A 12,540-nucleotide genomic window follows, 5' to 3' on the forward strand; every position below is an offset into this window, starting at 1 on the left:
TCTTCCTCCTACATCACATGGTCTTCGTTTTTTTCCGCCCGGATCTGATAGCCGAGCCGCCGGAGCGTATCCTCAATCCGGCTCTGCTCCACCCCTGTGGTGTCGTAGTCCACGGCAACTCTTCCCGTGTGCGTATTGGTGCTGACGGAGATGACTCCGTGCAGAGTGTCAAGCTCCTTCTGAATGGTCTGAACGTCTCTTCGATCGGTCATATTTTCTATATCAAAATAAGCGCTGGCTTTTGCCATCGATCATCACCTCGCCCATAGTATTGACAAAGCGGGGATGAATATCATCGTTTTTTTATGATTGCGTATTTTTTTATGCAGTCCAGAATCGGCCTTATTGCGTCCCGGCTGGTAAAATCCGCCGGATGGTCGTAACAGGCGAGCATTCCTTTTGCGTCTTCATCCGTTTCGGGGGCTTTTTCCAGTTTGACTTTGAGCAGATTCATCAGCATTTTATCCTTCAGGTTACATTTATTCAGGTCAAATCCGCCGCGAAGAAGGAAAAAATGAATCTTTTCCATCGCTTCTTTGGAGAAATTGGTCCTGCGAACCTCTTCAACCGTATTCGGGCGGCAGGGCGACGCACCCACGCCGAACACGATCAGCTTTTTATCCGCCAGCTCCTTCATATGGCCGGTAATGAGCTTTACGCCGTTGATTCCGCCGACGTACAGCCCGCCGCCGTAGACGATGGTACCGTACCGCAGCAAATTTTCCAGCTTTGCCCCGTCCGCTTCCAGCAGGTCGGCATCCGCCTCCTCTGCTATCCAGCGCGCATATTTTTCGGTGAACCCGGATTTCGAGCGATAAATAACGGCTGTGGTTTTCATCATCTGCTTTCCCGTCCTTTCAGCCTGAATTTGATTTCTTGATCGGTACCAATCATATCTTTCAGCCCGTAAATTGTCAAGGCGGAAATGTTTCATAAAACCTTAGTCTCTTTTTCATTTAATAAAGAGAGTCAATGGGATAAATTTACAAAAAGATAGCTATAGCTTATTTTTTTCATCGATATTCCCAAAAATCATTGACAATAAAATAACGATATGTTATCTTTTTTGTAACCTTAGAGATTTTTTAACAGGTAAACCGAAACGAATTGCGAGGAGAAAAATCAATGGATACTCAGTGCGACCACAAGATTTTGGATGAAATACTGGAAAAACACCAGTACAACCCCGGCAACATCATTGCGATCCTTCAGGATACACAGGAGGTGTACCGCTATCTTCCAAAGGATATTTTCCCCTATTATTCAGACAGGCTTGGGATCAGCCAGGCGCAGATTTTCAGCATTGCGACCTTTTACGAGAATTTCTCTTTGGAGCCCAAAGGAAAATATGTCATCAAGGTGTGTGACGGCACGGCCTGCCATGTGAGAAAATCGGCTGCTATTCTGGATCAGCTGCGCAAGGAGCTGGGCCTCTCTTCAGCGAAGAAAACAACGGAAGACCTGCTTTTTACCGTTGAAACGGTATCCTGCCTCGGCGCCTGCGGACTTGCTCCCACGCTGACGGTGAATGACCGGGTCATGGGAATGATGACCCCGCAGAAGGTAACCGATTTACTTGTAACACTCAGGGAGGGCAAAACAGATGCTGAAATGTAGAGAAGATTTGCAGAATATCCGCAGCCTGTATCAGGCCCGCCTTGAAAAACAGAAAGTGAAAATTCTGATCTGTGCCGGCACCGCGTGTGTTGCGAACGGGTCCCTCGTATTATACGATACATTTATGAAGCTCATCGAGGAAAAAGGAATCAACTGTGCGGTTGATTTAGAGCATGAGCCGGAGGGGGAACCGCTGGGCGTAAAGAAAAGCGGCTGTCACGGATTTTGTGAAATGGGCCCGCTGGTGCGTATCGAACCAAAGGGCTATTTATATGTAAAAGTAAAACCCGAAGACTGTGAGGAAATTCTGGAAGCCAGCGTGGTCAGCGACACCTGTGTGGAACGGCTCACCTATCATAAGGGGGGCGAGTTCCACAAGCATCAGGAATCCATTCCGTTTTACGAGCGGCAGAAGCGCGTCGTGCTGGAGCACTGTGGACATATCGACGCCACCTCCATCGGCGAATACATAGCGAACGGCGGGTACTCGGCGCTGGAAAAGGCCCTGTTCGAAATGACTCCGGAAGAAGTGCTGCAGGAAGTGGAAATTTCCAACCTGCGCGGACGCGGTGGCGGCGGATTCCCCACCGCGAGAAAATGGTCCCAGGTAAAACGCCGGAAGGCCGAAAACAAATATATCGTCTGCAACGGCGACGAGGGCGACCCCGGCGCGTTTATGGACAGAAGCGTGATGGAAAGCGACCCGCATAAAATGCTGGAGGGCATGATCCTTGCGGCGTATACCTGCGGCGCGCAGAACGGCTACATTTATGTCCGCGCGGAGTACCCGCTCGCCGTTACCCGTCTCGGCATTGCCATCGATCAGGCGAGGAAGCTCGGGCTTCTGGGCGACCATATTCTCGGCACCGACCTGTGCTTCGATATCAAAATCAGCCGCGGCGCGGGCGCTTTCGTCTGCGGCGAGGGCAGCGCGCTGACCGCTTCCATTGAGGGCAAGCGCGGTATGCCGCGCGTAAAGCCGCCCAGAACGGTGGAGCACGGACTGTTTGACAGCCCGACCGTACTGAACAACGTGGAAACCTTTGCGAACGTACCGGCGATTATCACAAACGGCGGTCAATGGTTCCGCGGCATCGGCCCGGAAAACAGCCCGGGGACCAAGGCGTTCGCGCTGACCGGCAACATCATGAATACCGGACTGATCGAAGTCGCCATGGGCACCACCTTGCGCGAGGTCATTTACGATATCGGCGGCGGAATGCGCGACGGCGCGGAGTTCAAGGCCGTACAGATCGGCGGCCCGTCCGGCGGATGCCTGACAAAAGAGCATCTCGACCTGCCGCTGGACTTTGACAACCTGAAAAAAGTCGGCGCGATGATCGGCTCCGGCGGACTGGTCGTCATGGACGACCACACCTGCATGGTCGAGGTGGCGCGTTTCTTCATGAGCTTCACGCAGAACGAATCCTGCGGAAAATGCGTACCCTGCCGCGAAGGTACCAAGCGGATGCTGGAAATTCTGGAATGCATCGTGGCCGGAAACGGAGAGCCGGGCGACATCGATCTTTTGGAAGAGCTGGCGGAAACCATTTCCGCAACCGCGCTCTGCGGGCTGGGCAAGACTGCCGCGTCCCCGGTGCTGAGCACGATCAAATATTTCCGTGAGGAATACGAAAACCATATTATTGAAAAGCGCTGCCCCACCAGGAACTGCCAGAAACTGAAAAAGATTTACATAGACGCAGCTTTGTGCAGGGGCTGTTCCAAGTGCGCGCGGAACTGTCCCGTGGGCGCGATTACCGGCCAGATCAAATCGCCGTTTGTGATCGACGGCGCGAAATGCATCAAATGCGGCGCGTGTGTGGAAGCCTGCGCCTTCCACGCGGTAAAGGAGGACTAAAGTTAATGACCGGAGAATTTATGCTGATTGACAACATCCCGGTGGAAATAGAGGGTGAAAAGAACCTGCTCAGCCTCATCCGCAAGGCGGGAATCGAACTGCCGACCTTTTGCTACCATTCCGAGCTTTCCGTCTACGGGGCCTGCCGCATGTGCATGGTGGAAAACAAGCGCGGCGGTATGGAAGCCGCCTGTTCCACCCCGCCCCGCGCGGGGATGGAGATCTACACCAATACGCCGAAGCTGAGAAGATACCGTAAAATGATTCTGGAGCTGCTGCTGGCCGACCACTGCCGCGACTGCACCACCTGTGAGAAAAATGGGGAATGCAGGCTGCAGGAGCTGGCGGAACGCTTCGGAATCCGGCAGATCCGTTTCAAGAACACCGCGGAGGAGCCGAAGCTGGACACCTCTTCCCTGTGCATCATCCGCGATACCAATAAATGCATTCTCTGCGGCGACTGCGTGAGAATGTGCAACGAGGTCCAGAACGTGGGCGCGATCGACTTCATGTCCAGAGGGGCGAAAATGACGGTCAGCACCGCGTTCCATGTGCCGATCGCGGACTCCAACTGCGTCGGCTGCGGCCAGTGTGCCGCCGTCTGCCCCACCGGGGCCATTGTGGTGAAAAAGGATACCGACAGCGTCTGGGACGCCCTGAGCGACCCGGACACCAAAGTGGTCGTACAGATCGCTCCCGCCGTGCGCGTCGGCATCGGCGGAAAAATGGGCCAGAAGGCCGGCGAGGACCTGATGGGCAAAATCGTCGCGGCCCTCAAACGCATGGGCGCGGACGAGGTGTTCGACACCGCGACGGGCGCCGACCTGACCGTGATGGAAGAGGCGAACGAACTGCTGGAGCGCCTGGAAAACGGCGGAAAGCTTCCGCTGTTTACCTCCTGCTGCCCGGCGTGGATACAGTACGCCGAGAAAAAGCACCCGGAGCTTCTGCCCAATATTTCCACCTGCCGTTCCCCCATGGAAATGTTCGCTTCCGTTTTAAAGGAAGAATACAGTCATTCCAGCCGCCGTGTCGTCAGCGTGGCCGTCATGCCCTGCACGGCCAAAAAATTTGAGGCGACAAGAGAGGAATTCAAAAAAGACGGCGTTCCCTATGTGGACTACGTCATCACCACGCAGGAACTGATTCAGATGATTAAGGAATCCGGCATCTATTTTTCCGAACTGGAGTCGGAAGCCATCGACATGCCGTTCAGCAACCGGAGCGGCGCCGGCGTCATCTTCGGTGTGACCGGCGGCGTGACCGAGGCGGTTATCCGCCGTCTTGCCGAAAATAAATCCACCACCGAGCTGCGCGCAATCGCGTTCAACGGCGTAAGAGGGATGGAAGGCACCAAGGAAACCGTTGTCCCCTACGGCGACCGCGAACTGAAAATCGCCATCGTCAGCGGGCTGAAAAACGCGGAGAACCTGATCCGCCGCATGCAGAGCGGGGAGGCAAGCTATGATTTCGTAGAGGTCATGGCATGCCCGGGCGGCTGCGTCTGCGGAGCCGGACAGCCGATTACCGACGCGCAGGGCAAAACGAAGCGCGGCAGCGGCCTTTACGCGGCCGACAAAATGTGCAGCATCAAGCGCTCGGAAGAAAATCCGGTCGTGATGTCGCTTTATTCCGATTTACTCAAGGGAAGGGTACACGAGCTTCTCCACGTCGAATATAATGAGAGGAATCGGTGATTGGAATGGTTATCAGTGTCTGTATTGGAACGGCATGCCACTTGGAGGGCAGCTATAACGTGATCGCCGCGTTTCAGCAGATGATCGAAAAATACCGCCTGCACGACAGCGTGAAAATCAAAGCGGCCTTTTGCATGGGGCACTGCACTCATCAGGGAGTCTGCGTAAAAATCGACTCCGGAGAAGTGCAAAGCGTTACCGGCGCCACCGCCAAAAGATTCTTTCAGGAAAATGTGCTTGCGGTTCTGAAACCGCAGAATTGATCTCCATATAAAAGAGACGGCCGCAAAATCTTTCTTCTGCGGCTGCCTTTTTTTGTTTTAGAAATAAGATCATAAGAAATTTTACTTATGATTTGAGCCCAAAAAACAGAAGGACGCCAACGGGAGCAAAAATATAACTGGCCTTTGAGAGAAAAATTGTTGCATTGTGGAACAAAATCGGAATTGTTATAAAACCAAAACTTAACGCTAAAATGTTAAAAAAATAAAAGGCAATCACAAAGAGGCTGAAAAGCAGAAGCAAAATTCTTGTTGCTTTTTTAGTAATGTGCAATTGATTGATAGCAGGCAAGCGTTTCCATAACATCCACATGACAAGATAGGAAATACTCAAAAAATTGAATGGTTTCAATAGGTAAAAAGAAATAAATACAGGCTCAAAGATGAAGTACATTCCGAAAGATTCCTTGTTTATCAGGACGTAAATAGAATACCCAACCGATATCGCCGCAAAAAACACAAAAACATATGCCACGATGTTTACCGCTCTGTTTCTGACAGGATATTCTGCTTTCAAATCTTCCATGAAACCCCTCCTTAAAAGTATCAAGTTCTGATTCCTGATACCAGCATAGCACAGTAACAATATTCTGTAAATATGTTTCCGTATCTGAAAATACCGCAGTCTGTAAGCCAAGTGAAAAAGCGGGGCAGTCACACTGTTGGGCATGACTGTCCCGCTTTTTCAAAGATGTTTTGCAGCAATTTTTATCTGGTTTTCTCAAGAAAGATACGGACGTTTTCCTCTTCCTTTTCCCTGTCCGCGTTCAGCCGCCCCAGCCGGTCGCAAAGGCCCAGCAGCGCCACATCCCGGACGGAGGTCTGCCTTTTCATTTGCTCCGCATCCGCGAAAGGAAGGTTGTTTACCACAAACAAAAGCTGCATGTGCCAGCGCACAAGGGCGGTCACTTTCTCAATGAACGCTTCGTCCCCGCTGAACTGCTTTAAAAATTCAGCCGCCATTCTTGCGCCCAGCTTGTCATGGTCGTAGGAAGTGATCTTTCCCCTGCGGATTCTGGTCGTTCCCGGTTTGCCGACGTCATGCAGCAGCGCCGCCCACATGAAGGACCTTGCGTCGCTGCTTTTCCCCTTCACCTTCGCGGCCTCGTCCACCACCAGCATGGTGTGGTTCCAGACATTCCCCTCCGGATGATGCTGCGGCGACTGCTCGGCGTTTTTCAGATCGTGCAGCATGGCAAAGGGAACCTCCCGCAAAGCGGCGGTTTTGTCCAGCTCCTCAAAATACAGCGAAGGCTTTTCATCCGCAAGCAGGTGCTGTTCCATCGATTCAAATAAATTCTGTTTGATACTCATGTTCTTCCCCGACTTTTCCGGCGTTTTGTGCCGTACGCAAAGGTAACGACCTGACACGAAGCTTTCTTCAGCGCGCCTGTTTTTCCAGAGCCAGGAGCCGCACCTTGATGTCCACGCCCCCGCCGTACCCAACAAGCGACCCGTCCGCGCCGATGACGCGGTGGCAGGGAATGAGGATCGGAATCGGATTTCTGTTGTTCGCCATTCCCACCGCGCGGAATCCCTTCGGGCTGCCGGCGCTTTCGGCAACTTCCTTATAGCTGCGGGTTTCTCCGTAAGGGATGCCGCACAGGCAGTGCCACACCTTGCGCTGGAATTCCGTTCCCGACGGAGACAGCGCGACGGTAAATTCCGTTCTGATCCCCGCCAGATATTCCCGCACCTCTTTTGCCGCCTGCTTCAGCAGCTCCGTTTCCCGGACGGCAGCGCCGCGGGGAACGGCGGCTCCCTCAAAACAAAGGTCGGTAATTCCCGTACCGTCTTCGGCGATCGCGATCCGCCCGATATCCGTGTCATAAAAAAATAAATTTTTCACCGCGCCCATCCTTCCTATTATGACTGCCGTTCCTGAATTTATCCTTATTTTACATAATATTGCTTTTCTATAATTTCTGTATAAGAATAAAATTCATCTTCCGGAAAACTACTATAGCAATTTCGTTTCCGTTTGCAGATCAAACGCGTTCCTCCCCCGCCGAAGGCGGGGGAGGAACGCAACCTTGTTTCAGAATCAACTGGAAACGCTGTATTTTGCCGGGAAGGAGGAAAGGAACGCGGCTGGAATTCAATGATACTCCTTCTGTACATACCGGGAATGAAAGGCGCGCATAGCCGCGAAATATCCCAGCTTAAACTCGACGATACCGCCGACACGATAGGCGCGGCAGCTGTCGCTCACATCCAGGATCAAATGGTCCGAGCTGGCGCCGAGCAGGATCACCCCGGGGTCCAGCGGTTCCATGGTGCCGGTATCCACGTCCTGACGTCCTATCGCACAGATGGCTCTGGTGCGCACACCCCGATCGACGAAAGCGGGCCTCTTCCCATAGGAATTCACGCCGATTTCTCCCCAGGGCTGGGATGGCTTGTCCTTGATTTCCACAATTTCCGCCTGCAGGATGAACACGTCCGAACAGGTACGATCCAGATATTGGTAATGCGCCCGCTCCCTGCCGAAAAGCAGCGCCTCGCCCAGACGCAGGTTGTTGACCCCCCGCGGAATGCCGTCGTGCAGCATCAGGTCGATTGTCGCGGAATTTCCGCCGCTGACAATGCCGTTTCCCCCGGCAGCCACCATCGCCCGGCTTAAAAGCTCCAGATGCTCCAGCTTTTCGGTATCCGGCTGTACAAAGGAAAAACAGGTCAGGTTGGTCCCTACTCCATAAAGCAGCAGGGAATCCATTTTCAGGATTTCTTCCGCGGTGCGCATCAGCTGGTCATCCTCCACATACCCTTCGCGGATATCTCCCAGATCCGCCATCAATATGATTTTATGTACCCTGTTCTGCTTTTTGGCTTCTTTCTGCAGAGCCCGCACGGTTAGAAGCTCCGAATTCAGCGACACATCGGCGCAGCGCACCACGTCGGCCGCTTCGCTCAGCATGGGGATGCGGATCAGCCATTTTTCCGCTTTCAGCTGTTCCATCCGCTCCAGGTTCTGGATACGGGCATCCCCCAGCATGCGGATTCCCCCGTCCAGAAAAACCTGCGCCAGGCGCGGATCCCCGCCGAACATTTTGGTAACCGCCGTAATCCGGATATGGTGCCGGTCGCACAGCGCACGGACGGTTCTGACATTTTTCAGCAGTTTTTTTGTGTCTACGGACACTTTCGGATACATATTGCACACCTCAAACCTGGTAAAAAAAGGACGCCGCGGATGATAAAATCCACAGCGCCCTTGCTATTATTATGAATTATAAATCCTGATTCCTGCATTGTCAACCCGTTTTTCGGGACAATTCATTTGTCGCTGGAATGTTTTTGCAAGTTTCTATTTTCAATCCTCCAATTATAATCCGAAAAGATTATAGCAAACGACAAGAAAACGCGAATTGATTTTTGAAACTTAGGTGAGCTTGCATATTGACGCGGGCCGTTTCGTCGGGTATAATGGTGGACATACGAACAAAGAGGTTCACTGCTTCGGCAGCGGGCCTCTTTGTTTTGTTTTACCCACACCGGATTAAAGTATTTGATTGAGAGGATTGAAGGCTATGAAGAAGAAAATCATCGCGGGGATGCTGACGGGGGTGCTGATGGCGGCCACTGTGTTTGCGGGCTGCAGCTCCGGCACCGCAGCCAGTTCCGCCGCTCCCGCCGCATCAACGGATGCGGGCTCATCCGCTGCGTCGGCCGCCAGTTCAAAAGTATATCTGATTGCGTGCGACGCAAAGTACGCTCCCTTTTCCTTTGAAGAAGACGGCAAATACAAGGGGATCGACGTGGAACTGCTGGACGCCATTGCGAAAGTGGAGGGTTTCCAGTATGAACTGAAGCCGATGGATTTCAGCGGCATCATCCCCGCGATCAAGGCCGGTCAGATCGACGGTTCGATCGCCGGAATGAACATCACCGAAAAAAGAAAAGAATCCGTTGACTTCTCCGACGGATATATTCAGGCGGGTTCCTCCATCGTTGTGAACAAGGACGACGACAGCATCAAGTCCCTGGATGATCTGAAGGGCAAAACCGCCGCCGTTAAGAAGGGCACCACGGGCGCTTCGTTTGCCGAAGAAAACAAGGACAAATACGGCCTGAAGGTCAACGTTTACGACGACTCTCCCTCCATGTTCCAGGCCGTGGAAAACAAAAACGCGGACTTTTTGGTGGAAGACTTCCCGGTTATTTCCTACTCCATCAAGATCAACGCCGGTTCCAAGCTGAAGGTAGCGGTCGAGTCCATTGGCGAAGCCCCGTACGACGCCTTTGCCGTAGATAAAGGCAAGAATCAGGACCTGCTGAAAATGTTCAACGAAGGCCTGAAAAAAGTAAAGGAAAACGGAACATACGACAAAATCGTCAACCAGTACTTATAAAAAGAGCAAAATAAAGCGGCAGCCCGCGCTTGCGCGGGCCGCTGCGTTTTCCATGGGGCAGATTATAGGAGGTATGGAGTTTGGATTTGTTTTTGAAGATATTGCAGGAATCGCTGCCCAGCCTTTTGAGCGGGCTGCGGATCACCATTATCATGGCAATTCTATCCCTGTTTTTCGCGTCAATCGTAGGACTGATTATGTGCATTTTCAGCATCAGCAGATTCCGCTTGCTGAAAGCCATTTCCACTACATATATTTACGTCATTCGCGGGATTCCGCTGATGATTCTCGGCCTGTTTCTGTATTTCGGCGTCGGCGCCGCGCTGCAGATCCGCTTTGACCCCATGGTTGCCGCCGTTATTGCGCTGACCATCAACGCGGGCGCGTATATGGCGGAGATTTTCCGCGCGGGTATCCAGGCGATCGATTTCGGCCAGATGGAAGCGGCCCGGAGCCTTGGTTTGAACTATTTCAAGGCGATGAAGCGGGTAATCCTGCCGCAGGCGGTAAAGATCATGATTCCGTCCATCATGAATCAGTTCATTACCACCATAAAGGACACCTCTATTCTTTCCGTCGTCAGTGTGAGGGAGCTCACCCTGAGCGGACAGATCATCATTGCGAACAATTACCGCCCGTTCGAGGTATACGCGATCGTAGCCATCATGTATTTTATCTTTATTACGATTCTGACCATGATTTCAAAAAAGATGGAAAGGAAGCTGAGTTATGATAATCGAGGCGAATAAAATCAGGAAAAGCTTTGGAAAGCTGCAGGTTTTACGCGACATTTCCCTGACCGTGGACGAAGGCGAGGTGCTCTGCATCATCGGCCCGTCCGGTTCCGGAAAAAGCACGCTGCTCCGCTGCCTGAACCGGTTGGAGGATATTCAGGCCGGAAGCGTGGCCGTGCTGGGCGAGGACGTTACCCACACCAAAAACATCAACAGGCTGAGAGAGAACATCGGCATGGTTTTCCAGTCGTTCAACCTTTTCCCCAATTACACCGTGCTGGGAAACATGCTGCTTGCCCCGCTGGAGCTGAAAAAAATGAACCGGAAGGAAGCCGAGGAGAAAGCCCTGGCCCTTCTGAAGAAGGTCGGGCTGGAGGACAAAAAGGACGTCTATCCCCAGATGCTTTCCGGCGGGCAGAAGCAGAGAGCGGCGATTGCCCGCGCGCTGCAGATGAACCCGAAAATCATGCTGTTTGACGAGCCGACCTCCGCGCTTGACCCGGAAATGGTCGATGAAGTGCTCAAGGTCATGAAGAACCTCGCGCAGGAGGGCATGACCATGGTGATCGTAACCCATGAAATGAACTTTGCCCGCGACGTGGCCGACCGCGTGATTTTTATGGACGGCGGCTACATTGTGGAACAGGGCTCCGCAAAGGAAATCTTTACGGCGCCCAAGAACGACCGGTGCAGGGACTTCCTCGCCAAGGTGCTCAGCGCGTAGCTTCCGATCCTTCATCAGGAAAAAATGATATAAGGAAAGGATAGGAAAACCGATGCTGACACAGGAGCAGAAGCAGGAAGTCATCGCATTGTGCCAAAGCCTGATCCGCGAAAAAAGCTACTCCGGCGAAGAATCTTCCGCCGCGCAGGTGCTGAAAACTTTTTTGAAAGCGAAGGGCTTTGACAGCGTCCAGACGGATTCCTACGGCAATGTCATCGGCTGCATCAAAGGAAACAGGCCCGGCAACAGAATTCTGTTCGACGGACATATCGACACCGTTGCGGTCACCGACCCTTCCGCGTGGGACAGCGACCCGTTCGGCGCGGAAATCCGCGGCGGCAAAATCTACGGACGCGGCGCGTCGGATATGAAGGGCGCGGTCGCCGCCATGGCGTGCGCGGCGAGCAATTTCGCCCGGAGCAGCGGCAGAGATTTCGCGGGTGAGCTGTACGTTGCCGGGGTCGTGCACGAGGAGTGCTTCGAGGGGGTGGCGGCGCGTTCCGTCAGTTCCCTGGTCGAACCGGACTATGTGGTCATCGGGGAAGCTTCCAACCTGAACGTAAAAATCGGCCAGCGGGGCCGAGCGGAAATCAGACTGGAAACCTTCGGCGTCCCCGCCCACTCCGCGAACCCGGAAAAGGGTGTAAACGCGGTTTACCGGATCTGCGGCCTGATCGACCGGATCCGCCGTCTTCCCCCGCCCGAGCAGGAGGTCCTGGGGAAAGGAATTCTAGAGCTGACGGATATCAAGTCCACCCCCTACCCCGGCGCCTCGGTGGTACCGGAATACTGTTGCGCGACTTACGACAGAAGGCTTCTGGTGGGGGAAACCCAGGAAAGCGTACTGGCTCCCCTGCAAACCTTGCTGGAAGAGGAAATGGGCAGGGATCCTGCCCTGAGGGCGCGGGTCTCCTACGCTCAAGGGAAGGAAGAATGCTATACCGGCGCGGCAATCAGCGGCGAGCGCTTTTTCCCCGGCTGGCTGTTCGCACGGGAGGAGCCCTTTGTTCAGAACGTTGTCAGGGAGCTTCGGCGCATGGGCTTTCAGCCGGAAATCACGCAGTATCAGTTCTGCACCAACGGCAGCCACTACGCCGGGGAAGCCGGAATCAAAACCATCGGTCTGGGACCCTCGCTGGAATCGCTGGCCCATACCATCAACGAATCTATTGAAATCGATCAATTGCAAAAAGCGGTGGAATGCTACACCGGCGCAATCAACGCCCTGCTTTCAACTTAACAGATCCCCGCCCGGGACTTTCTTTTAACAGATT

At 53.3% G+C, this 12,540-nt stretch carries 14 protein-coding genes; 8 read left to right on the forward strand and 6 right to left on the reverse strand.

What is annotated here, in order from left to right:
• Positions 1-8: 8 nt before the first annotated feature.
• Together VXK30_RS13030 and VXK30_RS13035 are read right to left on the reverse strand one after the other, a co-directional pair.
• Positions 9-248: a heavy-metal-associated domain-containing protein gene (locus tag VXK30_RS13030; protein ID WP_275715512.1), complete on the reverse strand. Its 240-nt coding sequence runs from the start codon at positions 246-248 to the stop codon at positions 9-11.
• Between the two features lie 44 nt (positions 249-292).
• The gene (locus VXK30_RS13035) at positions 293-841 is read right to left on the reverse strand and encodes a flavodoxin domain-containing protein (protein ID WP_275715510.1); all 549 of its coding nucleotides are present in this window, start codon (positions 839-841) and stop codon (positions 293-295) included.
• 284 nt (positions 842-1,125) lie between these two features.
• Here VXK30_RS13035 and VXK30_RS13040 point away from each other — a divergent pair, with 284 nt between their 5' ends.
• From VXK30_RS13040 to VXK30_RS13055, 4 genes are read left to right on the forward strand one after another with little or no spacing between them, the layout of a single operon-like run.
• Positions 1,126-1,617: a complex I 24 kDa subunit family protein gene (locus tag VXK30_RS13040; RefSeq protein WP_275715508.1), complete on the forward strand. Its 492-nt coding sequence runs from the start codon at positions 1,126-1,128 to the stop codon at positions 1,615-1,617.
• On the forward strand, positions 1,604-3,478 hold the full coding sequence (locus VXK30_RS13045; protein ID WP_275715506.1) for an NADH-quinone oxidoreductase subunit NuoF: 1,875 nt from the start codon (positions 1,604-1,606) through the stop codon (positions 3,476-3,478). Before VXK30_RS13040 ends, VXK30_RS13045 begins: the two co-directional genes overlap by 14 nt.
• Positions 3,479-3,483: 5 nt before the next feature.
• Positions 3,484-5,175, forward strand: coding sequence for a [FeFe] hydrogenase, group A (locus VXK30_RS13050; RefSeq protein WP_275715504.1), 1,692 nt, complete (start codon positions 3,484-3,486; stop codon positions 5,173-5,175).
• A 5-nt stretch (positions 5,176-5,180) separates the two neighbouring features.
• Positions 5,181-5,438, forward strand: coding sequence for a (2Fe-2S) ferredoxin domain-containing protein (locus tag VXK30_RS13055; protein ID WP_275715573.1), 258 nt, complete (start codon positions 5,181-5,183; stop codon positions 5,436-5,438).
• Between the two features lie 85 nt (positions 5,439-5,523).
• Here the strand turns inward: VXK30_RS13055 and VXK30_RS13060 are convergent, their stop codons facing one another.
• The 4 genes from VXK30_RS13060 to VXK30_RS13075 all read right to left on the reverse strand — a co-directional run bounded on the left by VXK30_RS13060 (position 5,524) and on the right by VXK30_RS13075 (position 8,610).
• Positions 5,524-5,982: a hypothetical protein gene (locus tag VXK30_RS13060; protein ID WP_275715502.1), complete on the reverse strand. Its 459-nt coding sequence runs from the start codon at positions 5,980-5,982 to the stop codon at positions 5,524-5,526.
• A 182-nt stretch (positions 5,983-6,164) separates the two neighbouring features.
• The gene (locus tag VXK30_RS13065; protein WP_275715500.1) at positions 6,165-6,770 is read right to left on the reverse strand and encodes an HDIG domain-containing metalloprotein; all 606 of its coding nucleotides are present in this window, start codon (positions 6,768-6,770) and stop codon (positions 6,165-6,167) included.
• Positions 6,771-6,837: 67 nt separating this feature from the next.
• Positions 6,838-7,305: a methylated-DNA--[protein]-cysteine S-methyltransferase gene (locus tag VXK30_RS13070; RefSeq protein WP_275715498.1), complete on the reverse strand. Its 468-nt coding sequence runs from the start codon at positions 7,303-7,305 to the stop codon at positions 6,838-6,840.
• Positions 7,306-7,554: 249 nt separating this feature from the next.
• On the reverse strand, positions 7,555-8,610 hold the full coding sequence (locus VXK30_RS13075) for an alanine/ornithine racemase family PLP-dependent enzyme (protein ID WP_275715496.1): 1,056 nt from the start codon (positions 8,608-8,610) through the stop codon (positions 7,555-7,557).
• Positions 8,611-8,986: 376 nt separating this feature from the next.
• Between VXK30_RS13075 and VXK30_RS13080 the strand changes: the two genes are divergently transcribed.
• The 4 genes from VXK30_RS13080 to VXK30_RS13095 all read left to right on the forward strand — a co-directional run bounded on the left by VXK30_RS13080 (position 8,987) and on the right by VXK30_RS13095 (position 12,506).
• A complete protein-coding gene (locus VXK30_RS13080; RefSeq protein WP_038325384.1) occupies positions 8,987-9,808 on the forward strand; it encodes a transporter substrate-binding domain-containing protein in 822 nt (273 codons plus the stop codon).
• 80 nt (positions 9,809-9,888) lie between these two features.
• The gene (locus VXK30_RS13085) at positions 9,889-10,557 is read left to right on the forward strand and encodes an amino acid ABC transporter permease (protein WP_275715494.1); all 669 of its coding nucleotides are present in this window, start codon (positions 9,889-9,891) and stop codon (positions 10,555-10,557) included.
• Positions 10,538-11,266 (forward strand): amino acid ABC transporter ATP-binding protein, encoded by a 729-nt coding sequence (locus tag VXK30_RS13090; protein ID WP_275715492.1) that lies wholly within the window; start codon positions 10,538-10,540, stop codon positions 11,264-11,266. The genes VXK30_RS13085 and VXK30_RS13090 overlap by 20 nt, the downstream gene beginning before the upstream one ends.
• A 52-nt stretch (positions 11,267-11,318) precedes the next feature.
• Positions 11,319-12,506 (forward strand): YgeY family selenium metabolism-linked hydrolase, encoded by a 1,188-nt coding sequence (locus VXK30_RS13095; RefSeq protein WP_275715490.1) that lies wholly within the window; start codon positions 11,319-11,321, stop codon positions 12,504-12,506.
• Positions 12,507-12,540 lie beyond the last annotated feature (34 nt).

The sequence above is a fragment of the Caproiciproducens sp. CPB-2 genome (assembly GCF_036287215.1).
GTDB lineage: Bacteria > Bacillota > Clostridia > Oscillospirales > Acutalibacteraceae > Caproiciproducens.